Below are 23,091 nucleotides of genomic sequence, written 5' to 3' on the forward strand. Positions count from 1 at the left end.
TTGATGTAAAGACGCGATTCGCGTATGCTTTTTACACAAAGTATTACTGTATAAATAATGCATTTTACACAAAAAAGGGCATCCAATGGATGCCCTCCGGTTTCTATGAACTAGCACTCCGGCTCGATCAGACCAAATGTATTTCCTTTTCTCTTGTATACGACATTGACCTCGTCTGTCTCTGCATTGCGGAATACGAAGAAATCGTGTCCGGTCAGTTCCATCTGCACACATGCATCCTCCGGATACATTGGCTTCATACCAAATCTCTTGGTACGCACGATCTTGATCTCCTCATCCTCATCTGCATCGCTGTCGATAAATGCTTCGTTGAAATTGTCTGCCACATTCATCTTCTTGGATGCAAGCTTGGTGCGGTACTTTCTAAGCTGACGCTCAATAACCTCCTCTACAAGATCAATAGAAACATACATATCATTGCTGCTCTGCTCTGAACGAATCACATGCCCCTTAATAGGAATCGTTACCTCAATCTTCTGGCGCTCCTTCTCCACGCTTAATGTAACAAATACATCGGTATCCGGTGCAAAAAACTTCTCCAGTTTGGAAAGCTTCTCCTCTACCGCTGCCTTCAGTCCCTCTGTCAGTTCGATATTTCTTCCGGTAATTGTAATTCTCATGATGCCCAACCCCTTTGCTGTGTATTTGATACAAGAAGTATCATGGTTTCATTATATCATAAGTACCAAAAAAAGCAACGAGTTTTATAAAATTTTATGCATATTTTATATTTTTATTGCAAATATCCATCCTTAACGATATCTGAAAGCTTCTCTGTCGGAACCGAAAATTCTACCAGACCCATATATCCAGGAGCCACCTCATACTTATCAAAGACAAACGTTAACTCTCCATTGTCGCTGATATAAAAATCCGCATCATCCTTAATCTGCTTAAAATCCCATTCCGATTGATCATCATCCAGAAAATATGCCTTACTGCTGTCCTTTTTCATCTGGGCACGCATCTGTTCTTTTATACTGTCAGAAATACGCTTTTTATAATCACTTCCCTCGTGGAATAAATCTTTCAGTGTAATCATCTTTCCGGTCTTCTTGTCAATATTGTATATCTTTGTAAAACTGTCCGAACCGCCCATGGCAATAACCGTATCCACGCGAAGACTAAACAGCCGCTCATTGTTTGTGACAATCCGGTAATCCGAAGTGATTTCCTCATGTCCTTCCTCTCCGTCACTGACAGCTGCCACATCTTTCTTGTACCTCTGAATGATTTTGTCCAAATATCCGGATACCGCTGCATTTAACTCCTTTGATTCTCTTGTCAGTGGTTTTCCATCTGTTCCGATGACTTTTACTTCCGGCACCCTGACCGTTGCTTCCATCTGCTTTTTTTCCTGCTTATCCGAATACGTGGTAAAATTCACGATTTTAACAATCGCACCAAGTACCGGCACCTGTTCCATTGCATTAGCCACTGTTGGACTGACATTGACACTGATGACCAGCACTGCAACTGCTGCCGCCACTGCTTCTGCCACGCGGACAAACGGAAGCAGGTGACCTTTCTTTTGATTCCGTTCACTTTTTCCGGCAAACGCTTTGCCGGATTCTTTTTTTTCTCCACACGCATCCTTTTTGCCGCGTTCCATACTTTGCAGCACACGTTCTTTTAATTCCGCCGGCACCTGAATGTTATCATATGCCTCTTTGATATCATCTAATCTGCTCATACCATCTCCGCCTCCACTTTTCCCCTTAATTTTTTCAGGCCGCGATAAAGCATTGATTTCACCGTATTCGGATTTTCATGCAGACAATCCGCAATTTCGCGGATTGTCCACTCTTCAAAAACTTTCAGCATGATCACCTTACGCTCTTTTTCCTCGAGCGTATCAAGCGCAACCATGATATCCGTGTCCTCATAGCGATCCTCCTGTCCTTCCTCCTGAACCTGATCATCGCTCACGAACCTTGACTGACGCCGGGTTGCATCTACCGCCGTGTTAATCACAATACGCCACAGCCATGTTTTGATATATTTTTTCTCTTTGATCTGACTTGCATTTTTCATGGCTTTGTATACGCTCTCCTGCACAACGTCCATAGCGTCCTGCTCATTTTTCACGTATGAAAATGCAAGCCGGTAAAGCTTTTCATAAGAAGCCAGGATTTCCTGTTCGACAGCTTTACTTATATCCGGATATTTCATGCTCTCTTTTGCCCCTTTCTGTTTATTAGACGTTCGGATGTCCGGAAAAGTTTCAGATTATCTTCTTAAATTACAAATTAAAGTGCAAAAATGCTTTACCAATTTACACACATATGTTTTAATAAAATAAATCTATATGGAAGGGGTGTTTTTTATATCATTTTATGAAACTATGCTTTTGCAACAGAAACAGCTGCAGCAAAAGCTGACAGACATTCAAAAACAGTTACAACAGCTTCCCGAAGGGAAACTGATCTGCACCAGATGTGGTAATCGAACCAAATGGTATCGCAGTGATGGGCATACCAAAACCTATATTCCCAAAGACCAGAAACCTTATGCCTCTCAGCTTGCTATCCGACGTTATCTTCTGGAAAAGCAAAAGGAATATCAAACTAATTTAGATGCTTTAGCTTATTATTTCCGTCATGACAGTTATAACAGTGGCAAAGCAGAACAATTACTCACTTATGATAGTGCTTATCATTCACTGCTGGCAGAACATTTTCAGCCAGTATCCCAGGAACTTCAAACCTGGGAATCATCTCCATATAACAAAAACAAAAATTATCCGGAACAATTAAAACATAAAACATGCAAAAATGAATTTATGCGTTCCAAATCAGAAGCTATGATTGCCATGAGCCTTTATGTTCAAAAAATTCCTTATCGCTATGAGTGTGAATTAAAACTCGGCAGCATTACACTTTTCCCCGATTTTACGATTCGTCACCCTGAAACCGGAGAAATATTTTATTGGGAACACTTTGGAATGATGGATAAATCCGAGTATGTGAAAAATGCATCAGATAAAATTTCTTTGTATATGAAATATGGGATTTATCCAAATGATAAACTGCTTGTGTCCTATGAAACGCAAAAGCAGCCACTTTCCACTGAGCAGATCCAGCGACTATTACAATTTCATTTCGACTGCCAGTTTCAATAACAAATTATTTCTAAAGGTACTGTCGCATTGGGGCATATCAATAGCAACTGAAAATCGGTAATTCATTTCTATCTTTTGCAACATTATCTATATTTGAAGGCACGCTGGTATCTATAGTATTAAAATTACTTGCTCAGGTGACATTTTTGCCTTATTTCACGCTTCAAATCAGATATTTGTCACCTATAGTCTAAAATCACATCAAAAGATACCGCTTTTTGTCCAAAAGCGGTATCTTTTGATGAATTTTTCTAATATAGAGACTAAACGGTATCCTGCTCATCAATTTTTTTACTATAGAGACCACCGTGGTATCTTTTTTCATGTTTTTACTTCTATAGAGACCGCCGTGGTATCTTTTTCATGTTTTTGCTTCTATAGAGACTACCGTGGTATCCTTTTCATGTTTTTACTTCTATAGAAACCACCATGGTATCCTTTTCCATGTTTTTGCTTCTATAAGAGACCACGCAATATCTTACATCATATTTCTGCCTATAGAAACCATGTCTCTAGCCTTCCAGCTCCTCAAGCTGCTGGGAAAGTTCCTCCCAGTTTTCCATATCTGCCATGATTTCTTCCTCCAACGCATCGATTTCGCCCTGAATCTCTGTCAGCTTGGAATAGCTGGACTGATATTCCGGCCGCAGCAGTTCCTGTTTTAAAGCGTCCAGCTTCTCCTCTTTGACTGCCAGTTCTTCCTCGGCCTTCTTCACTTTTTTTTCAATTTTCGAGCGCTCCTTGCCCGGATTGTAATACGCTTTCTTACCACCGGTTTCCTGTGTGCCTTTGCTCTGCTGAATGCCACCGTTCTGGCTGATTGCACCGCCTAACGCTGCAGGATTTTTACGATAATCATCCCCGGATTCTGCCGCTTCACGATCCAGTTTTTCCTGATATTCCTCGTAACCAAACTGATACAGATGTGTCGTGCCGTCCTCAAAAACAAGCAGACGGTTTGCTACCTTGCGCACAAAATACCGGTCATGCGATACGAAGATCAGCGTGCCGGAGAAATCTTTTAACATACTCTCAAGCGTTTCTTTTCCCACAATATCCATATGGTTGGTTGGCTCATCCAGCACCAGCACATTCGGTCGACGCTTTAAGATCTTACACAGTGCCAGACGCACCTTCTCCCCACCGGAAAGCATATCAATATTTTTAAATACATCCTCCCCGGTAAACATAAAGGCGCCGAGCGCATTCCGCGCTTCTGTCTCGGTCAGATTCGGGAACTCATCCCAGAAATCATCCAGCACCGTCTTCCGGCTCGAATACATCGCCATCTGCTGGTCAAAATAACCAATCTGCACATTTGTTCCAAAATTGTACTCTCCGGACAGCGGGGCAAGCTGTCCCACCAGGGTTTTTAAAAGTGTCGATTTCCCCAGACCATTTCCACCGAGGATTCCCAGCTTTTCCCCTTTTTTCAGATCAAAACTGACCGTAGAAAGCGGATGGTCATATCCAATCGCAAGGTTTGTCACCAAAAGCACATCGTTTCCGGTTTCTTTGTCCGGCTGGAAATTTGCATGGAATGTCCGGGTATCAAAACGATCCGGAGCTTCGAGTTTTACCATATGTTCAATGGCTTTCTCCTTGGAATGCGCCATGGACACCTTGGTTGGTTTATTTTTAAACCGGTCAACAATGCGCTGCAATCGTGCAATTTCTTTCTGCTGCGCATTGTAATCTTTCATCATCTTATTGTAGTTTTCTTTTTTCCGCTCCATGAAATTGGAGTAATTGCCCGGATAACGGGTCGCTGTGCCGTACTCAATCTCGTACACCACGTCCACCACATTGTCCAGAAACATACGGTCATGTGATACCACGACCACAGCCTTCGGATAATTTTTCAGATACGTCTCCAGCCACTCGATCGTTGTGATATCCAGATGGTTCGTCGGCTCATCCAGAAGCAGAATATCCGGCTTGCTCAACAGCAGCTTGATGAAGGCAATCTTTGTCTGCTGTCCACCGGAAAACTCGGACAGCGGTTTCTTTCGCTCTTCCTCGGAAAAGCCGAACTTACGGATGATTACATCATACTCTTTTTCAAAATAGTATCCGCCGTCTTCCTTGAATTTTTCTTCCATTGCGGTATAACGTGTCACGGCCTCTTCGGAATAATCAGTCTCAAGTGCCTGTGCCGCAGCTTCCAGTTCTTTTTTCCGGCGCTCCATCGGAGCAAAGACTTTACGCACTTCCTGCTCAAGCGTAACGGAAGGATCTTCAAACGCAATCTGTTTTAAGTAACCGATCTGCGGATTGCCTGCTTTTGCAATAAAAATATCCTCATCACTGTCTCTTTTGTCCAGCTCCACATCCCCGTGGATCAGCTTTAAGAGCGTGGTTTTGCCGCAGCCGTTCCGCCCGACGACTGCAATTTTTTCCGTATTTCTTATTTCAAAATTGATGTCATGCAGAATCTCTTCATCGGCAAAAGAGACTGCTCCATGGCAGATCTGATATAACATGTTTTCTCCTTTTATTTAAATGCATCCGGCTGGGAAGCAAGATAGCTGACAAACTGCTCTGCCGTACGTCCGGAAATGCCTCCATGACTCAATTCCCACTTGTTGGCCTCTGCACGGAGTTGTTCATCCGGTAAGGTAACCCCTGCTCGTCTTGCCAAATGCAAAACAATATCAAAGTATTCTTTCTGTGTCGGCTTCGAGTAATTAATGGTCACACCAAAGCGGTTCACCAGAGAAAGTTTCTCTTCAACCGTATCGGAATGGTGACGATCATTGGAATTATCCTGATCGTTTCGGTCATTCCAGCTCTCTTTGATCAGATGCCGCCGGTTGGAAGTTGCATAAATCAGAATATTTTCCGGTTTGGTTTCCACACCGCCCTCGATAACAGCTTTTAAGAACTTATACTCAATCTCAAATTCCTCGAAAGAAAGATCATCCATATAGATGATAAAACGATAGTTTCGGTTTTTGATCTCTGCAATGATTTCAGACAGATACTTAAACTGATGCTTGTAGATTTCAATCATACGCAGGCCGTCTTTGTAATACTGGTTGACAATGGCTTTGATACTGGTAGATTTACCGGTACCACTGTCACCAAACAGCAATACATTGTTTGCTTTCTTTCCCTGTACAAACGCTTCCGTATTGTCTACCAGCTTCTTTTTCTGAATCTCATATCCGACCAGATCGTCCAGCATAACGGTATCCATATTGTTGATTGCACGGAATGTAAAGTTTCCCTGCGGTGTATCATCAATCCGGAATGCTTTGTTGAGACCAAACATTCCAACACCGTAGTCTTTATAAAAACCAGTCACTGCATCAAAGAATTCTTTTTCATCCTTTGCCGCCTCCAGTTTTTTGCTTAAAGAGCGGACTTTTTCGCTGACATTTTTGTTGTACATCAGATCCTTTTTATGGATGGCCTTATAATTGGAAATCTGGCTGAAACAGTTGATTCCCAGATCTTTTTCGATTGGTCCGAAATCATAGTCAAACAAATCTTTAAAAATACGGAAATCATTTTCCACCAGTTCATTGACACTTCCATCGCTGGCTCCCACCTTTTCACAGGTCATGCTGAAAGGATTTTCACTCATCATAAGGAAAAATGTCAGATAATTATGCCACAGATTATCATCAAATCCATAATCTGTTGCCACTTTTAAAATCCGTTTTACCTGCGTATTGATATCGCGGACAAGTCCGGTTTTATTATATTCACCGGTCTCATATTTCCCGAATACTTCTCCCATCTGTGCAAGAATTGAATCCTCGTCCAAATCTCCATACATCAGTAACTGTGATATTTCCTGATACATTGTATCTCGCCTCTTTCTTTTCTCTTCCTATTTATTTTACCTATATTACACGAAAAAAGGGACTTTGTAAACCAAAGTCCCCTGTATGCAGCTAAAAAGCTACTGTGATCGTTGTTCCTTTTCCCGGCTCACTTTCCAAATGAAGTACCGCATCATGCAGTTCCACAATATGCTTGACGATAGCAAGTCCCAGTCCCGTACCACCGGTCTGTTTGGATCTGCTTTTATCAACACGGTAAAACCGCTCAAAAATACGTTCCTGCTGGTCTTTTGGAATCCCGATACCATTGTCTGACACAGAAAGCATCGGCTGTCCTTTTTCATAGTACACACGCACGTGCACCTCACCACCTTCATTATTATAACGGATCGCATTCTGACACAGATTTTCCACAAGTTCCGAAATCATGCCCCTATCTGCCCGCAACATACAGGACACGCCTTCATAATACAGCGTTACATTCCGTTTCTGTGCATTCATCTGCAGATTTTTCACACAGGTACCGGCTACCTCATCCAGATCTACCTGTTCAAAACACAGCAGATTATCTTCACCGCTGTCCAGCTCGGAAAGCCGGATGATATCATTGATAAGAGAAAGCAGCCGTGTCGCATTCTGCTGGATTTCAAGTGCAAAGCGGGTCTCCTGCTCCGGATCTACCATATGGTTTTCGATCAGCTCCGCATATCCGGAAATTGCAGTAAGCGGTGTCTTCAGTTCATGGGAAACATTTGCCGTGAAATCCTGCCGTACTTTTGCTGCCATCAGGATATTTTCATGCTGTTTACGAATCGTATTTACAAATGGCACAAGTTCTTTGTATACAGGTTCTTCTATGGTATCTTCCATGTTTTCAGCAAGCCGTTCAATCGGATGCAGCAATTGTTTGGTCAAAAAATGTGCCAGGACAATACAGATGGAAACAATCAGTATCAGTATCAGCATCACAAATGGGGATGCCGCAAGGAACACACTGTAGACACTGCGTGCCTGTGTTGCCACACGGATAACCGTTCCATTTTCCAAACGGAGCGCATAATAGTAATTGTCCATCTGCATGGTATCCGACCGCCGGACACTTTCTCCCTCCCCCTGAAACAACGCCTTCTTTACTTCCGGGCGGTTTTTGTGGTTTGGAAGCTGTGAAATATCCAGATCATTATCAAAAAGTACCGTACCATCCTTTGCAATCCAGGTAACACGCAGGTCTTCCCCGACTTCATAATATTCGGAAAGTGAAACATTTGTATTGTCCGGATCATCAAACAATCCCGTGCCGGAAAGCAGTCTTGCATTGATCTGCAGATCCTTGCGCACCTGTCCCTGAAACAGTTTATAATAAATACCGGTCATACAGACCATGGTTACAATCACTGCAATACCTGCAATCAGAATCAGCCGTAAATTGATTCGTTTCTTCATAACAGCTCCTTACTCTATCACATATCCCACATTTCGAACGGTACGGATTTTGCTTCCCGCTTCTCCAAGCTTCTGCCGCAGTGTCTTGATATGCATATCAACGGTACGGGATTCCCCTTCAAATTCCGTTCCCCATACATGACGCATGATGACCTCTCTGGACAATACAACACTCGGATTGGTCATCAGCAGACGAAGCAGTTCATACTCCTTAAACGTCAGCTCTACCGGTTTGTCGTCTACAAAAACCATATGGCGTTCGTGATCCAGTGTAATATTTTCAACCTGCAGGATCTTGACATCCTCCGTCTCCGTCCGCCGCAAAAGTGCTTTTACTCTCGTAATCAGCTCCATAATAGAAAATGGTTTCTTAATATAATCATCCGCACCTTCATCCAGTCCTTTGATCATATCCATTTCTGCGGTCTTTGCTGTCACCATAATAATTGGCAGTTTCTTTGTTGCAGGATTTTTCCGCAGTTTACGCACGATATCATACCCACTCTCATCCGGAAGCATAACATCCAAAAGCACCAGATCCGGCATAATATCCTCCAGTTTTTTATAAAATGTAGTTGCCTTTTCAAATGCGCAGACCATATAATTGCTGTTTTTCAATGCAATTGTCTCAATCTCTCTGATATTTTCATCATCTTCTACGATATAAATCAATGCCATAACTTTTCCCTCTGTCTATCTTTATATATATCTCTGCAACATCAAGCAGGACGGCCATGCCTGCACAAGACCGCCCTCTCACACGTATTCTATCTGTTTCTTATCATAGCATACGACATGTAAAATCCAAAGTATCGTTTATGTAAAATTTATGTAAAATTCTATCCACTGTCAGGATTCTTTTATTTCTTTTTTATCATTCAATGCAAAGATAACCCATTCTGCAATATTGGTCGCGTGGTCTCCGATTCGTTCAAAATATTTTGCAACCATCAGCATATCCGCCGCCTGCTCGCCTTTTTCCGGATCATGCCGGATCAGTTCAATGATATCTGCCTTATTTTTATCAAACAGGTCATCTACAATATCATCATGCCTGATGACTTCCTGTGCCTTATTCATATCCTTTTCCACATATGCTTCGATGCTGCGGATCAACATAATTACGGTTTCACTCGCCATCTTTTTGATGTCATCCAGATTCAGCACATACGGTTCTTTTGAAAGCATGATTGTGATTTCCGAGATATCTGCTGCATGGTCTCCGATTCGTTCCATATCCGTTACCATCTTCATGGCTGCGGAAATCACACGCAGATCCCTTGCAACCGGTTGTTGCTGCATCAGCAGATTAAAACAGATGTTTTCAATTTTCTTCTGTTCATGATCCACATCAGAATCTGAATTCATGATTTTTTCTGCAAGCTGCGCATTCTGAGCTATCAATGCTTCTATTGCTTTCTGGATGGAATCCTCGATCATGGTTCCCATATACATCATTTCCTGATTGAGCAGTCTAAGCTGCTCGTCGAACTTTGAGCGCATTAACCAAACCTCCCTGTAATATAATCTTCTGTCCGTTTATCCTTCGGATAAGAAAAAATTGTTTTCGTATCGCCAAACTCAACCATTTCCCCTACAAGGAAAAATGCCGTATCATCCGATACACGCACTGCCTGCTGCATATTATGGGTAACAACAACTACCGTGTATTTCTTTTTCAGATCCTCCATCAATTCTTCAATCTTTGATGTGGAAATCGGATCCAGTGCAGATGTCGGCTCATCCATCAGCAGAACCTCAGGCTGTACGGCAAGTGCACGGGCAATACAGATACGCTGCTGCTGTCCACCGGAAAGACCCAGAGCGGATTTCTTTAAACGATCCTTGACCTCATCAAAAATAGCTGCTCCGCGCAGACTTTCTTCAACGATGGCATCCAGTTTTGACTTATCTTTCATTCCATGTACACGCGGACCATATGCAATGTTGTCATAAATACTCATCGGAAACGGGTTCGGCTGCTGAAACACCATGCCAATTCTTTTCCGAAGAACGGTTGTATCTACGCCTTCCGCATAGATATCCTCATCATCCAGTTTCACTTCTCCTGTGATTCTCACGCCATCCACCAGATCATTCATCCGGTTTAATGTTTTTAAGAATGTTGATTTTCCACATCCGGACGGTCCGATAAAAGCGGTCACGCAATTCTCACGAATATTCATGTTTACATCCTTGAGTGCATGGTTTTCACCGTAATACAGGTTCAGATCACGGACAGTAATTTTTGTTCGTTTTTCCATGTTTCTCTCCTCATCTGCAATGGTTTTCTCTCACTGCAATTATCCATTTCTTAGGATTTATGAATATTATAAAGAGAGATTGTAAAATGCACTGGACTGGGAATGTAAAATTTTTGCAAAATCAATGTAATGGATGTAAAGTTTCTTGATACGCCAAATTTGCAGGTTGATGTTTTAAATATAAGATTTCTCTAAGTGACGTAAGAAGGGGGGACATTTCTTCCTGTTGGTTGGAGAAAATATAATTGAAAGACATCCCGATAAATTAATTGATGATAAGGCCCGGTATCTATAGATGAAAAATTAAAGCCTAAGGTGACGTTTTCCCGAAATTTTAATGCTAGAAATCTGGACATGTCACCTATATGGTAAAAATTGCTTCTCCGGATACCGCTTTTTTCATAAAAGTGGTACCTGAAGAAGCAATTTTTGATCTATAGAGACTTTCCGGTATCTAAATATTAAATTTTCGGTATATAGGTACCACAACGGTATCTTTTACATGAATTTTATCGGCATAGAAACCACGACGATATCTTTCCGATGAATTTACCGGTCCATCTTTTCCACAAACATGAGCAGAAAACTGATCAGAAGCAGTCCGCTCGATACCCAGATCATATGATATCCAAACCGGATAGAGAGATTTCCTCCAATACCAGCCCCGAGTCCGAAAAATAAAATAATGCCAAAATAATACAGTGCCTTTTTTAATTTTTCTGTGTCATGGGTCTGCAGATAACCGGTAAATGCTTCTGTTCCACTACGAAGATTTCCGATGCACATTGTGCTTGCATAAGAATATCCGCTTACTTTCCGGAACGTCTGTACCTGCATTGCACATGCAAACGATACCAGTACGGTAGCCAGCAGATCCAGGTGTTTTGGCATGAATCCAACAAAAAACAGAATCACAATTTCCATCAAAAGCACACCCTGCCGCCAGTGCAGTTTCTTAGCATATTTAAAGATCACATGAATCTTCTCTGCAAAGAAAACGCCCGACGCAAATGCCAGAAGCGGTAATAAGTATCGTAACACATCCAGCCATTCTCCCATCATCAGGTGCGTACTCATCAAAACAATATTTCCCGTCTGTGCGTTGGAAAATACTTCCTCACGCGTAAAGTATGTATACGCATCCTGAAAACCTCCGGACAGTGCCAAAAACACACTTGTGACAAATGCTTCCGACATTTGGACGTCCGCATTTGTCTTAGGATTTCCTAGTTTCATCACTTCACATCCTTCTTTTTAATATATAAACTCTATATATTATAGTGTGCTTTTATACAAAATTCAACCTAAATTATAAGAATGACCGCATATGAATGCTTAATTCTTCTTCCTGTTTTATCAATTTCTTTGCAATATCCTTTGTTTCCTCATCTGCAGCCTGATACTGGTTCAGATAACGGCTTAAAGATTTTACTCCCATGTTACAGCCGTCCGTTATCAGATCTGCGATCGTTGCATCCGATTCATCCATGGCAAGTTTTACATTTGTTTTCATCCAGGACATTCCCTGTGCCATCGGATTTGGATCTTTTCCCGTATCGTGACATTGTTCGAGTTTATTCTGAATTTCTTCTTTCAGTTTTTCATGCCCTTCTTTACATATTTCCAGCAGTTTTTTTAATTTTTCATTGGTGGTTTTTTCGAGGACCTCCCCGATGGATGCCGTTCCCATCTTGATTCCCGCATCACATTCTCTCAATAATTTTATAGTATCCGGTTCCGTCATTTCTTCCTCCTTTATGAAATTGGTTTATTACGGTTTCCGTAATGATTGTCATTCATAAGTATTCCCGGATTTTCTGTTAAATATTTTCAGGCACCTTTTCTTACTATAAATTTCTCATTATATGTTGTTACGGCTTTCAGCCACCCGTTTGCTGCTTTTTTATCACCACTTGACTGGGCGAGGGCGTAACCGCTTACTAACAGGTCAAGGTAATACGTGTTGTACTCATCATTCAGGACACGTTTTTTGACCTCGTCCATTTCCCTGGTGACACCCTGGGCAAGTACCTCTTTTTTAAAACGGGAATTGCCCTGGTAAATACTCCGGAGTACCTGGGACCCGATCATGTTTTTGTTTGCGATATCCCTTTGCCCCTTCTGGGTACCGTAGTATCTTCGATCTCCAGCCATTACTGCCAGTTTTAACTGATCTCTTTCATGATCTCCTTTTGGTGGTCTTTGGTAAACTCGCTTAATTCGTAAGACCGGATTCTTTGATTTGCAAATACGGGAACTGCAAATCCGTTTTTAACCAGAACAGCCAGCCTGTTAATGACTGTCTTATTACTTACCGACAATTCTCTGCTGACCTCAATCGGAGTAAACTCTCCCCGATAGTTTCTAATCAGAAATTGCAACAGTTCTTTTTCTTTCCCCTTCAAGAACGATAAACTTCCGGCAATGTCTTCCTCTTCGGAAGCAAGCTGTAAATCGCAGACCTTTCCGGAATAGAGTTTTACCATCCGCAGGAAATAATTAATCCAGATCTCAGGATGTGGCGGGTTTTCTCTTCCAGAATAATACAATGCAGGAAGCCCCATCTGGATAGCTTCGTAATATTCATCAATATCGTATGCAAAATACTCCTCCAGAGATCCAATTCCATTAAAACCGTAGCCGTTCAAGTCCATAATATAACCGGATAACAGTCTTGCAGTTCTTCCATTGCCATCTTCAAACGGATGAATTGTCACTAATTGGTAATGTACAACAGCTGCTACTATCAGAGGGTGGTCATCCGTTGTATTTACATATTCCACCAATTCATCCAGAAGCTCCGGTATGTCGCAATATTCCGGTGGAATATAATCAGGATTTCCCGTCTTGGAATCATACACGGCAAACAGCACCCCGGGAGGCATGGATCCCCTGAGTCCGATTTTCTCCTTGGAAGCACCCTTTTCCACCAATTTCTGCACATCCAAAATAAGCTTTTGGGAAAATTTTTCTTTCTTGCTTACTTTTTCCTCAAGATAATTCAAAGCGAGAAAATAATTCCGCACTTCCTGCTCCGGTTTCAGATAATGCTTCCTTTCATCGCGCTCGATTACTTCATCTACCTGTTTTTCCGACAGCGGATTGCCTTCAATTTTGTTTGAAGCGTAAGAACTTTTTTTCTTCGAATTTTTACGAAGCCTGTTCATAACTGGTTTGGACAACTTCACGGATGATACCTTGTATCTGTTGTGCTCGATCTCTGTGATATAACTTAAAATCTCATTTGTTAATGTCACCTTCATCATATAGAAAAATCCTTCCTTTCAAATATTATTATACCCAAATGGAAGACTTTTTTCCATTAAAATTCCACTATTGTTTCACTATTTTTCACTATTTTTACACTATTTTTCATTAACCACATGTGCATACCCACCCCAGCTTCCTGCCACCAGAACACGGGTAGCTGGCGGGGCGCGAACCTCGCCATTCTTGAATTGGATTCCGGGGAAAAGATCGCGGTGAAACCATCTGAGATTAAGATTTTGGAAGAATAGCATTTGAAGGGAATATGTCAAGGAATTTTGTTTCTTGTTTTCCCATTCAATTTTTGGTACAATAAGTATGTAATCGAACAGAAGTACGGATGCGATTTTCCGATTGTTGACTGCCCTCTAGTATTACGAAAGAGAGGGTGATGCCCTATGAGTACATCAGAAGTATTAACTTTGCTGCTTGTAGTCTTCGCGGCACTGTCTTACATAGACAACCATAACAACAAAAAGAAATAGCATCCCACCGCCTAAAGTGAAGGATGCTATTTCATAGTATGAATTAACTGAGGGCAAATCGGAAATTGCTTCCGATCAGCTTCTAACTAGATTATAACGGAAGGCGCTTGAGAAATCAAGTGCCTTTCGCTCAATAAGGACTTCCTGATTCCTTACGCAGAATACAGCTTTCCAATTTCTTCCCACCACTCTTGCGGTATCTCCGGAATTTTCTCTTCATCTTCTGCAAAGGCAAGCGCCTGCAGGATATCCGACAATCCAATAAAAAACTTTCCCTTCTTGTCCCCGGCAACCGCAAAGGTATGCTCATCCTTCTGCAAGGAGAATCCGTCCAGGAATGCCTTTTCCAATGCTTCTTCTTTTCTGTTCATATGCTTTCCTTATATTTCCGGCACTAACTTATACGCCAGCTCCTGCAATCCCGGTTTCACAACTTTCTTTTCTGATGCCGTCAGATTTGGATACCGGTATTCGTTAATGTCTTGTTTCTGAACAATCCTCGTCTTATCTTTCTGAAATACTTTTCCATCTGGTCCAACCTGCCTGTCTTTTCTGTCTCTTGTTGATAATCTGACTGCGATTGTTACCTTTACGCTATCATCTTTGAAGTAATATTTTTGCTCGTGCTCCACAAAATCCAGCCGAAGATCCATCCATTTTCCTGTCTTTTCAACACACAGATACAGGATTTCCTTCCCTTCTTTGGAAATAACAGGGAAAAGGCTGAGATCTTTTCTTTCGCGAAGAAATTTATGCAGCCAGCTTTCCTTTCTGACACGGACATGCCAGAGCGAAATATATTTTCCTGAAAAATACAAAAGCATCCATGGAATATTGTACAACGTTTCTCCGCAATACATATAGGCTTCTGAAGCCAGATATCTCCGCAACATGCATTCAACCTCTTTTTGGGCAGCAGAAGTCCCAGATCCTGGCTCAGAATATATACTGCAGACAAAATATTTTCCCGAATACTATTGTATATCTCCCGATTGATTGGCTGCATATGCTCATATATGTCTGCTTTCCGTGGTGTCTGTCTCCCTGTATACGCCGGACAATAAGAAAACGTACGCTCATTGTAAGAAAACTGCTTTACACTTTTCCTTATATGCTATCTCTCAAATGCAAACGAAGTATCTTTCCCATGAAAATAACAGAATAACAAGATTTAGAAATTTTTTTAATTTTTTTCCAAAATTCTTTGACGATTTTTGAAATGGCGCAATATGTATATTGTAAAGACAAACATGTACCATACAAGTGGTACATGGATTGAAATTTACACTGCATAATCACCGAGAATGCTTGGAAGCTTACAGAAGTATAACCTTCTTTTCTCCTGCTTTTCCTCATTGAATAGAGCATGGAGATTTTACATTACACTTCTGAAATGCCAAAAAGGAAGAATTAGAAAAATATAAAATTCACCAAAATCTTTTAACATTCTTATAAATGGCAACATATGTAAAATGAAGCCAAAAGGAAAGAATGGTATTCAATATGCTTTTTGGCATGCTTCTTAATAATTTTAAAAAGAAAGGAGGCGATAACATGATTACATATTCAACCTTATTTGAGTTTTGTAAATTAATTGTTGCTATTATCAGTTTAATTTTCCAGATCTTTAACCATAAAAAATAACCCAATAGAGTGATACTATTTTACTTTATTAAATAATAAAATTAATAGAGAACAAATCAGAAATCACTTTCCATCAGTTTCTAAGTAATTTAGAATGAAAGGCGCTTGAGAAATCAAGTGCCTTTCGTTTTATTGTGGGATAATCAGTTTTCTAAGAAACCCGTAAAACAGCCATTGACTGATTTCACAGAGAAATTTATAATCCAAGAAAAAAGCAATTACAAAAAGGAGAATGTGCATATGACATATACGGTTGGACAAATGGCAAAAATGCTTGGGCTTGCGGGTTCCACGCTGCGATATTACGATAAAGAAGGCCTTCTTCCCTTTGTGGAACGTTCTTCCGGCGGTATCCGGATGTTTCGGGAGAAAGACTACGAATGGCTGCAGATCATCGAATGTCTGAAAAAAGCAGGAATGTCAATCAAAGATATCAAAAAATACATTGTCCTTCTGCAACAGGGAGATTCCACAATTCAGGAACGTTTAGAGTTATTCCAGCACCAGCGCACCGTCCTGCTGGAGCAGATGGCTTCCCTGCAGCAGACACTTAATACCCTGGATTATAAATGCTGGTATTACGAAACCGCATTAAAAGCCGGCACCACCGATGTACTGCAAAACATGCCTATAGAAGATATTCCGGAACAATTTCAGGAGGTGCGGCAGAACCTGACGCATGTTCCCATGCCTACCAGCGCATAGCTTTTCAAAAATACGCAAAAATCCTTCGGAAGCGACCTTCCAAAGGATTTCTTTATATATATTTATCTGCGGTTGACATCAAATTTCTTTGCCAGTGCTTTGGTAAGCAGGTTAATGCCAAGAACAATCATCAGCAGAACCACTGCAATACCGAATGCCACTCCGAATTCACCCTTGGTCGCGCTCAGGTAAAGCTGAATGGTAAGTGTTCCTGCCGGCATTTTCGCCTTTGTAAACAGATCGGCAAAGCTCTTCGGGAGGAGACCCGAGCTTCCCGCCGTAAACAACAGGGCTGCTGACTCACCGACAATTCGTCCGATGGCAAGAATAACACCGGTGATGATTCCCGGCATCGCTGACGGCAGTAAAATAGTCCTTATCATATGCCACTTTCCTGCTCCCAGACCGATGGCACCGCTGCGGTAACTGTCCGGAACGGTTTTTAATGCTTCCTGTGTATTTCGCGTGATCAATGGAAGTACCATCAGCGTCAAGGTAAAGGAACCCGTCAGGATCGAATACTTCAAATGAAGTGTCTGTCCGAAAAACATCATACCAAACAGACCAAAAATAATGGACGGAATACCTGCCAGCGTCTCGGTTGCGAACTCAATCATGCTGACCAGTTTTCCCGGTTTTGCGTATTCATTCAAATAAACCGCTGCACCAACACCGATGGGGGTAGCAATCAGCATGGTTACAATTATGATATAAAGCGTATTTACAATATTTCCAGCAATACCGGTTGTTCCTTTTAACACCGAAGTGACACTGGTAAGGAATTCCCAGTTGACGCTCCGGATACCTTTGACAAATACATACACTATGATTCCGAGAAGCAGCGCAACGGAAAGAATTGCACACACATAGATGGCAACATAAGTAAAGAAATCCGCCGGATGTCTGGTTTTCGTACGAATACTTGTATTACTTCCTGTCATTTTTCAACGGCTCCTTTCTTCTCGCCTGCGCAAGCACCAGATTGATGATCATAATAAAGATAAACAGTACCAGACCTACGGTAAAGAGTACTTCCCGGTGAAGCCCTTCCGCATAACTCATCTCGCTGACAATCTGTGTGGTCAGGAAACGTACCGAGTTGAATGGAAGCGGCAGATTTACCGAACCTCCGGCAACCAGATTGATTGCCATGGCTTCTCCGAGCGCGCGGCCGATACCAAGAACCACACCTGTCATAATACCGGATCTTGCTGCCGGAATCATAACTTTAAATATCGTCTGGATATGTGTTGCTCCGAGGGCAAGCGAAGCAGATTTTAAATGTCCGGGTACTGCTCGGATGGAGGAAACACTGATATTGATTACCGTAGGCAAAATCATGATTGCCAGTACAATAATCGCAGAAAGCAGATTGGAACCACCGGTAAACTGATGGGTTGTACTTCCCGCAAACACCCGTTTTTCCAGGCGGTACATCAATGGATTTAAAACCATAAGTCCAAGCAATCCATATATTACAGACGGAATTGCTGCCAGCAGCTCTACCGCCGGCTGTACAATCGCTGCCAGCTTTTTATTGGAAACCTCTGTGATAAATACTGCTGTCAGAATTCCAATCGGTACACCGATCAGAATTGCCACTGCAGTACCTGCAATAGAAGTCAGAATAATATATAAAATACCATAAGATGGTGTTGCTGCTGTCGGCTGCCATACAGTTCCAAATAACAGGTCTATCACCCCGACCTTTGCCAGTGCCGGGGTGCCCTTTGCAAACATATAAACCGTTATGGAAAGAACTGCTACGATGGCAACGGCTGCGCATATAAGAAATATTACTTTTGCAATCGTCTCCACGATGTGCTTTGTTGCTTTGCCGCCTGTCATATCTTTATCCTCGTTTGCCTGTTTACGTGTTTCTTAATTTACATTATTTGCTGTTTGGGATGATCAGTCCTACAGACTTGATAACATTCTGTCCGTCTGCAGAGTTGATAAAGTCGAAATATGCCTGTACCTGCTTACTCTGCTCAGAAATCTCACCCTTGGTAGCCATTACGAACGGTCTCTGTAATACATAGTCTCCTGCAAGAATATTGTCTTCTGTCGGCTCTACAGAGTTGATCTTTAATCCATTTACGGTGTCATCCAGCACATCCAGGGATACATATCCAACTGCTCCCGGAGTTGCTGCAACCTTTGCCAAAACAGCACCTGTAGAATCAAGTTCCTGCGCATATTTGCAGGAATCCTTTACATCCATCAGTTCCTCAAACGCATCTCTTGTACCAGATCCCGCCTCACGGCCGATGACTACGATCTGCTCATCCGGTCCGCCGAGATCTTTCCAGTTTGTAATCTCTCCGGTATATACTTTTGCAAGATCTTCAGACTTAATATCTGTGACTGTGTTTGCTGTATCTGTAATAACTGCGATACCGTCAATTGCCACAATATTCTCTACGACACCCTGGCTTTTCTCATCGTCAGAAAGGGCACGGGAAGCATCTCCGATATCAACGCTTCCTGCCTCCAGAGATTCAATTCCTGCACTGGATCCTGTAAACTCTGCGGTTGCGGAAACATTCGGATATTTCTCCATGAATGCTTCGTTCATGGCATTTGCAAGCTTCTCCATGGAAGTACTTCCTGCCAATGTAACGGTTCCGCTCAGATCCGATCCATCTGTTGTATCTGCATTTGCAGTTGTATCAGATGCCGTTGTATCTGTATTTGCATCAGCGTTTGCATCACTGCTGTCAGAACCACATCCCATCACACCTGCAGCGACCATTGTTGTTGCTGTCAGTAAAGCCATCATTTTTACAAGTTTGTTTTTCATGATTTTCTCCTCTTTCTTTCATGTTGTTCCTCATTACAGTTGTTATCTTATCGGGTCTGTGTAAAATGCATAACCAGACTAATGTAAATTCAATGTAAAAAATATGTTGTCCTGTAAAACGACAAAACTTACGAATGTTTTAAGTTTATTTAAGGTTCCCGTCTTATCTTCTATGTATAAAGATGTTACCGTAGTCTACGCCATTGTAACCGCACACAAAGGGAAAATTTCTGCCAAAAGTGAAGATGGAAATTCCCTGACTTTTTCCATTCTTCTCAATTAAACATCCCATGTTTCCACAAAAAAGAGAAGAAGATTCTTACATAGCATGCAGAATCTTCTTCTCTTTTTCATTGGATCTTTATAAGTTATTTCAAAAATCCGAAATTGCTGACTATAGCAGCTTCCTTTGCCTTTCCATTGCAGACGTTAACAAAACTGATGATACGGACAACCAGTAAAATGATAAAACATATGGCTGCTGCAATCGGAACGACAACGGTCCAGCAGAACACTACGGTAATCAGTCCCAGCAGAACTTCAGACACAAGGATCCTGATTCCCTCACGCACATGAAATCCGACATAAGGAGAATCCTTTGCCACAAGAAGTGCCACGATGGTTCCCAAAATTCCCAGAAGATATGGAAGCATTGCAAACAGTTTGTGATCTGCAATATCCTTTCCGTCAAATTCTGCGGAATGATCCTTTGGATCTACATAAGGCTGCCCGTACGGCATCCCATTGTTCATCTGTGGATTGCCATAATACGCTCCGTTGTTTCCCTGTGGATTTCCGTAGCCGTATGGCGTCCCCTGCGGATTTCCCTGCTGTGGTCCTCCCTGCGAATTCTGATTTTCCTGTGTTCCTGTATGTAAGCTGGCTCCACATCTGGTGCAGAACGCACTGTCATCCGGCATTTCACTGCCGCACTTCGGACATATCATATAAAATTCCTCCTCTTCGTTTGAAATAAACTCTGCGAACATCTCCGCGCTTTTTATTTTATATAAGTTTATGTTGCAAGTCAATTTAGATTCTCTTAAGTTTTCCTTTTCTTTCTTCATAAATTGTTTTCAGAATACCTGTGTGCCTTTTAAAGTTCATTTAAAGTTCCCCCGCTATACTGATCCTATCAAAATAAAGGAGAACCATCATGAGTGATCAAATGATCTTTAAACGATACAAAATGAAATATCTGCTCAACCGTACACAGTACCGGCAGATAACAGAAGCCTTTGAGGGCCGGATGAAACCGGATATCCACGGAAAAAACACCATTTGTAATCAGTTGTCCCAAGCTCACCAGCGGAGAAACGTACACGCTCCTTGCCGGTGATACCACCACAACTGTTACATTGGATTCCCTTGTAAAATCGGTAAAAAAATAAAGTGTGCGTTTACCGCACACTTTCGCGCCCTTGCGGAGACACAGCATCATCTTTGACTCCGCAGGGCGCGCATCTTTGCAGGCTGACCTGCTTTAATTGCCAAGTTCCAGCATGGTATCAATACAGCGTTTTGCTTTTATACGCACTTCTTCGTCCAGCTTGATTTCCTCTCCGCCGGTGCCCTTTACACACTGGTATACATCTCCGAGTGTGGTCAGTTTCATATTGTGGCAGACACAGTCTCTTGATAATGGATAAAACTGCTTGTCCGGACATGCAAACTGCAGATGCTGCACGATACTGTTCTCGGTTCCGATAATGAATTCCTTTGCATCACTTTTCTTTGCATAGTCCATGATTCCGGTTGTACTTCCCCGATAATCCGCCAGTTCGGAAACCTCCGGCAGACATTCCGGATGTACCAAAAGAAGTGCGTCCGGATGTGCCTTTCGTGCTTTTTCCACATCCCGTTTCGACATGCGGACATGCGTTGGACATCCCCCCTGCAGCAGTTTGATATTTTTCTCCGGCACCTGATCAGCCACCCATTTTCCCAGATTGCAGTCCGGGATAAACAAAATATTTTTATTCTCTATATTCTTTACAATCTGAACTGCCGATGAGGAAGTTACACAGACATCACAAATCGTTTTTAACTCGGAAGTCGTATTAATATACGCTACCACGGTATAATCCGGATACATCTTTTTCACCCCGGAAATCAGTTCCACATCCATCTGCTCTGCCATCGGACATCCCGCATTGCTGTTGGATAACAATACCCTTTTCTGTGGGGACAGAATCTTGACCGTCTCTGCCATAAAACGGACTCCGCACATCAGCACAGTGCTCTGCGCTGCCTTGGCAGCCTGCACGCTCAGCCCATAGGAATCCCCTACATAATCAGCCACCTCCCAGATATCATGACTCTGATATGCATGTGCCAGAATACAGATATCCTTTTCTTTCTTCAGGCGGATGATCTCGTCCTGCAGTTCTCTTGTCGTTAACATAAAATACTCCTTTTCACGAAATACCCTTCTATACAGACATTTCTTGTTACATTCAACATATTACATAGAGTATACTCACATGCCCGTCAGGTGTCAAGACACAAAAGGGTTAAAACCACGGAAGCCTGTGAAACGGGATGATAAGGATTTCCTTCGACTTCATGTCATCCGTTGTAATGTAGGTATGTTTCCAATATCGCGCATCCAGGGAAATTTCCCGGTTATCCCCCAACATGAAATAAGAGCCCTCCGGAACGGTAAAGGTTTTATCTTCTTCTCCACAATCCGTTTCGACAGTGTCATCCAGATAAGCCGATTCATCCAGCGGTTCCCCATTGATGTATACTTTTCCTCCGACAAAAGAAACCGTCTCCCCCGGAAGTCCGATCACACGTTTGACCATGGTTTCATTTTCATCTTTCTGATAAAACATGACAATATCGCCGCGTTGTGGTTTTTCTTCCTCATATGCATGACGGTCTCCGATGAGCCAGTCATGAACCATCAGTGTCGGTTCCATACTCTCAGATGGCACCCGCCCGATCATCAAAAAACAACGGAATGTGATAATAATGGCAAGAAGAACTGCTATGTAAATCACCCACCCCACGATATCTTTTCGTTTTTGTTTTGTCTGTTCGTCCATAGATTCCTCCCTGTATGTTTTTCATTTGGAATTAATCATATCATACCAAAGGCAAAGATGTATAAATTTTTTTAAGATTGTAAGTAACGTGAAAAATTTATGCAATTACTGTAAATCTCTGTGGATATTTTCGGTTGTGAGAACCTCGGTGTTTATGTTAAGATGGGGGTGTCTGTTATAGAAAGGAGAAACAGATTTCGAAAAGTTAAAAACTTTAGCGCCATGTACCCTGTGATACAGCTTTCGCTGTACCACAAGGGTTAACGAGGATTCAGGTGATCGAAGATTCGGCGGATGCCTGAACGCAGAAAGGGGCTGCGCATACGAATCACAAACAGGATGGTAACATCCGAACAAAGGATTCGTACCCCGATGGAGCCAATTGCATGAGAATTTGCTTACGCGAAGCAATTGGCATAGGTGATAACACTTACGTGTTACCACATAATGTACAATGAAAAATATTCTGACGAACGAAAACAATATCGGAATCATAA

Annotated in this window: 24 protein-coding genes; 2 read left to right on the forward strand and 22 right to left on the reverse strand. The window is 42.0% G+C overall.

Going from position 1 to position 23,091, the window contains the following annotated elements:
* Positions 1-110: 110 nt before the first annotated feature.
* The 3 genes from hpf to M72_RS02425 form a co-directional block, all read right to left on the reverse strand.
* Positions 111-641, reverse strand: a complete 531-nt coding sequence (gene hpf / locus M72_RS02415) for a ribosome hibernation-promoting factor, HPF/YfiA family (protein WP_022045603.1) — start codon at positions 639-641, stop codon at positions 111-113.
* Between the two features lie 113 nt (positions 642-754).
* Positions 755-1,714: an anti-sigma-V factor RsiV gene (rsiV, locus tag M72_RS02420; RefSeq protein WP_022045604.1), complete on the reverse strand. Its 960-nt coding sequence runs from the start codon at positions 1,712-1,714 to the stop codon at positions 755-757.
* Positions 1,711-2,193 carry a sigma-70 family RNA polymerase sigma factor gene (locus tag M72_RS02425; protein WP_022045605.1) on the reverse strand — a complete coding sequence of 161 codons (483 nt, stop codon included), beginning with the start codon at positions 2,191-2,193 and terminating at the stop codon, positions 1,711-1,713. The genes rsiV and M72_RS02425 overlap by 4 nt, the downstream gene beginning before the upstream one ends.
* A 172-nt stretch (positions 2,194-2,365) precedes the next feature.
* On the opposite strand from M72_RS02425, the gene M72_RS02430 reads away from it, so the two are divergent.
* Positions 2,366-3,142, forward strand: coding sequence for a hypothetical protein (locus tag M72_RS02430; protein ID WP_055067035.1), 777 nt, complete (start codon positions 2,366-2,368; stop codon positions 3,140-3,142).
* 512 nt (positions 3,143-3,654) lie between these two features.
* Here M72_RS02430 and M72_RS02435 read toward each other — a convergent pair.
* From M72_RS02435 to M72_RS02490, 12 genes are all read right to left on the reverse strand, one after another.
* Positions 3,655-5,625 carry an ABC-F family ATP-binding cassette domain-containing protein gene (locus M72_RS02435; RefSeq protein WP_022045607.1) on the reverse strand — a complete coding sequence of 657 codons (1,971 nt, stop codon included), beginning with the start codon at positions 5,623-5,625 and terminating at the stop codon, positions 3,655-3,657.
* Between the two features lie 11 nt (positions 5,626-5,636).
* On the reverse strand, positions 5,637-6,953 hold the full coding sequence (locus M72_RS02440) for an ATP-binding protein (protein ID WP_055067036.1): 1,317 nt from the start codon (positions 6,951-6,953) through the stop codon (positions 5,637-5,639).
* A gap of 91 nt (positions 6,954-7,044) precedes the next feature.
* Entirely contained in the window at positions 7,045-8,376 is a 1,332-nt protein-coding gene (locus M72_RS02445) for a sensor histidine kinase (protein WP_055067037.1), read from the reverse strand.
* 9 nt (positions 8,377-8,385) lie between these two features.
* Positions 8,386-9,054 carry a response regulator transcription factor gene (locus tag M72_RS02450; RefSeq protein WP_055067038.1) on the reverse strand — a complete coding sequence of 223 codons (669 nt, stop codon included), beginning with the start codon at positions 9,052-9,054 and terminating at the stop codon, positions 8,386-8,388.
* 171 nt (positions 9,055-9,225) lie between these two features.
* Positions 9,226-9,879, reverse strand: a complete 654-nt coding sequence (gene phoU / locus M72_RS02455; protein ID WP_022045611.1) for a phosphate signaling complex protein PhoU — start codon at positions 9,877-9,879, stop codon at positions 9,226-9,228.
* On the reverse strand, positions 9,879-10,640 hold the full coding sequence (gene pstB, locus M72_RS02460) for a phosphate ABC transporter ATP-binding protein PstB (RefSeq protein ID WP_022045612.1): 762 nt from the start codon (positions 10,638-10,640) through the stop codon (positions 9,879-9,881). Before pstB ends, phoU begins: the two co-directional genes overlap by 1 nt.
* Positions 10,641-11,189: 549 nt before the next feature.
* Complete coding sequence (locus tag M72_RS02465) at positions 11,190-11,876, reverse strand: YoaK family protein (protein WP_022045613.1); 687 nt, start codon at positions 11,874-11,876, stop codon at positions 11,190-11,192.
* Positions 11,877-11,949: 73 nt separating this feature from the next.
* A complete protein-coding gene (locus M72_RS02470) occupies positions 11,950-12,384 on the reverse strand; it encodes a hypothetical protein (RefSeq protein ID WP_022045614.1) in 435 nt (144 codons plus the stop codon).
* An 86-nt stretch (positions 12,385-12,470) separates the two neighbouring features.
* Positions 12,471-12,794, reverse strand: a complete 324-nt coding sequence (locus tag M72_RS02475) for a hypothetical protein (protein ID WP_055067039.1) — start codon at positions 12,792-12,794, stop codon at positions 12,471-12,473.
* An 11-nt stretch (positions 12,795-12,805) separates the two neighbouring features.
* Complete coding sequence (locus M72_RS02480) at positions 12,806-13,906, reverse strand: Fic family protein (RefSeq protein ID WP_055067040.1); 1,101 nt, start codon at positions 13,904-13,906, stop codon at positions 12,806-12,808.
* 638 nt (positions 13,907-14,544) lie between these two features.
* A complete protein-coding gene (locus M72_RS02485) occupies positions 14,545-14,763 on the reverse strand; it encodes a hypothetical protein (RefSeq protein WP_022044905.1) in 219 nt (72 codons plus the stop codon).
* Between the two features lie 9 nt (positions 14,764-14,772).
* Positions 14,773-15,285: a hypothetical protein gene (locus M72_RS02490; protein ID WP_055067041.1), complete on the reverse strand. Its 513-nt coding sequence runs from the start codon at positions 15,283-15,285 to the stop codon at positions 14,773-14,775.
* 991 nt (positions 15,286-16,276) lie between these two features.
* On the opposite strand from M72_RS02490, the gene M72_RS02495 reads away from it, so the two are divergent.
* Positions 16,277-16,741, forward strand: a complete 465-nt coding sequence (locus M72_RS02495) for a MerR family transcriptional regulator (protein ID WP_055067042.1) — start codon at positions 16,277-16,279, stop codon at positions 16,739-16,741.
* Positions 16,742-16,803: 62 nt separating this feature from the next.
* On the opposite strand, the gene pstA is transcribed toward M72_RS02495, so the two are convergent.
* The 7 genes from pstA to lepB form a co-directional block, all read right to left on the reverse strand.
* Positions 16,804-17,682, reverse strand: coding sequence for a phosphate ABC transporter permease PstA (gene pstA, locus M72_RS02500; RefSeq protein WP_022045863.1), 879 nt, complete (start codon positions 17,680-17,682; stop codon positions 16,804-16,806).
* Positions 17,669-18,589 (reverse strand): phosphate ABC transporter permease subunit PstC, encoded by a 921-nt coding sequence (pstC, locus tag M72_RS02505; RefSeq protein WP_055067043.1) that lies wholly within the window; start codon positions 18,587-18,589, stop codon positions 17,669-17,671. Before pstC ends, pstA begins: the two co-directional genes overlap by 14 nt.
* Positions 18,590-18,632: 43 nt before the next feature.
* Positions 18,633-19,544, reverse strand: a complete 912-nt coding sequence (locus M72_RS02510) for a phosphate ABC transporter substrate-binding protein (protein ID WP_022045865.1) — start codon at positions 19,542-19,544, stop codon at positions 18,633-18,635.
* 368 nt (positions 19,545-19,912) lie between these two features.
* Positions 19,913-20,491: a zinc-ribbon domain-containing protein gene (locus M72_RS02515; protein ID WP_055067044.1), complete on the reverse strand. Its 579-nt coding sequence runs from the start codon at positions 20,489-20,491 to the stop codon at positions 19,913-19,915.
* A gap of 188 nt (positions 20,492-20,679) precedes the next feature.
* Positions 20,680-20,985, reverse strand: a complete 306-nt coding sequence (locus M72_RS02520) for a hypothetical protein (protein ID WP_055067045.1) — start codon at positions 20,983-20,985, stop codon at positions 20,680-20,682.
* Positions 20,986-21,027: 42 nt separating this feature from the next.
* Positions 21,028-21,948, reverse strand: coding sequence for a quinolinate synthase NadA (gene nadA / locus M72_RS02525; RefSeq protein WP_022045345.1), 921 nt, complete (start codon positions 21,946-21,948; stop codon positions 21,028-21,030).
* A 109-nt stretch (positions 21,949-22,057) separates the two neighbouring features.
* A complete protein-coding gene (lepB, locus tag M72_RS02530) occupies positions 22,058-22,594 on the reverse strand; it encodes a signal peptidase I (protein ID WP_022045346.1) in 537 nt (178 codons plus the stop codon).
* Positions 22,595-23,091 lie beyond the last annotated feature (497 nt).

The organism is Roseburia faecis (genome assembly GCF_001406815.1).
GTDB lineage: Bacteria > Bacillota > Clostridia > Lachnospirales > Lachnospiraceae > Roseburia > Roseburia faecis.

Bases quoted from the DNA above. Each gene is read 5' to 3' on its own strand.
- M72_RS02510 (WP_022045865.1), bottom strand. From the start codon at position 19,544: ATGAAAAACAAACTTGTAAAAATGATGGCTTTACTGACAGCAACAACA.
- M72_RS02445 (WP_055067037.1), bottom strand. From the start codon at position 8,376: ATGAAGAAACGAATCAATTTACGGCTGATTCTGATTGCAGGTATTGCA.
- M72_RS02440 (WP_055067036.1), bottom strand. From the start codon at position 6,953: ATGTATCAGGAAATATCACAGTTACTGATGTATGGAGATTTGGACGAG.
- M72_RS02515 (WP_055067044.1), bottom strand. From the start codon at position 20,491: ATGATATGTCCGAAGTGCGGCAGTGAAATGCCGGATGACAGTGCGTTC.
- M72_RS02425 (WP_022045605.1), bottom strand. From the start codon at position 2,193: ATGAAATATCCGGATATAAGTAAAGCTGTCGAACAGGAAATCCTGGCT.
- nadA (WP_022045345.1), bottom strand. From the start codon at position 21,948: ATGTTAACGACAAGAGAACTGCAGGACGAGATCATCCGCCTGAAGAAA.
- M72_RS02475 (WP_055067039.1), bottom strand. From the start codon at position 12,794: ATGGCTGGAGATCGAAGATACTACGGTACCCAGAAGGGGCAAAGGGAT.
- M72_RS02495 (WP_055067042.1), top strand. From the start codon at position 16,277: ATGACATATACGGTTGGACAAATGGCAAAAATGCTTGGGCTTGCGGGT.
- M72_RS02435 (WP_022045607.1), bottom strand. From the start codon at position 5,625: ATGTTATATCAGATCTGCCATGGAGCAGTCTCTTTTGCCGATGAAGAG.
- M72_RS02490 (WP_055067041.1), bottom strand. From the start codon at position 15,285: ATGTTGCGGAGATATCTGGCTTCAGAAGCCTATATGTATTGCGGAGAA.
- M72_RS02480 (WP_055067040.1), bottom strand. From the start codon at position 13,906: ATGATGAAGGTGACATTAACAAATGAGATTTTAAGTTATATCACAGAG.
- M72_RS02485 (WP_022044905.1), bottom strand. From the start codon at position 14,763: ATGAACAGAAAAGAAGAAGCATTGGAAAAGGCATTCCTGGACGGATTC.
- phoU (WP_022045611.1), bottom strand. From the start codon at position 9,879: ATGCGCTCAAAGTTCGACGAGCAGCTTAGACTGCTCAATCAGGAAATG.
- rsiV (WP_022045604.1), bottom strand. From the start codon at position 1,714: ATGAGCAGATTAGATGATATCAAAGAGGCATATGATAACATTCAGGTG.
- M72_RS02520 (WP_055067045.1), bottom strand. From the start codon at position 20,985: ATGATGCTGTGTCTCCGCAAGGGCGCGAAAGTGTGCGGTAAACGCACA.
- lepB (WP_022045346.1), bottom strand. From the start codon at position 22,594: ATGGACGAACAGACAAAACAAAAACGAAAAGATATCGTGGGGTGGGTG.
- pstA (WP_022045863.1), bottom strand. From the start codon at position 17,682: ATGACAGGAAGTAATACAAGTATTCGTACGAAAACCAGACATCCGGCG.
- pstC (WP_055067043.1), bottom strand. From the start codon at position 18,589: ATGACAGGCGGCAAAGCAACAAAGCACATCGTGGAGACGATTGCAAAA.
- M72_RS02450 (WP_055067038.1), bottom strand. From the start codon at position 9,054: ATGGCATTGATTTATATCGTAGAAGATGATGAAAATATCAGAGAGATT.
- pstB (WP_022045612.1), bottom strand. From the start codon at position 10,640: ATGGAAAAACGAACAAAAATTACTGTCCGTGATCTGAACCTGTATTAC.
- M72_RS02430 (WP_055067035.1), top strand. From the start codon at position 2,366: ATGCTTTTGCAACAGAAACAGCTGCAGCAAAAGCTGACAGACATTCAA.
- hpf (WP_022045603.1), bottom strand. From the start codon at position 641: ATGAGAATTACAATTACCGGAAGAAATATCGAACTGACAGAGGGACTG.
- M72_RS02470 (WP_022045614.1), bottom strand. From the start codon at position 12,384: ATGACGGAACCGGATACTATAAAATTATTGAGAGAATGTGATGCGGGA.
- M72_RS02465 (WP_022045613.1), bottom strand. From the start codon at position 11,876: ATGAAACTAGGAAATCCTAAGACAAATGCGGACGTCCAAATGTCGGAA.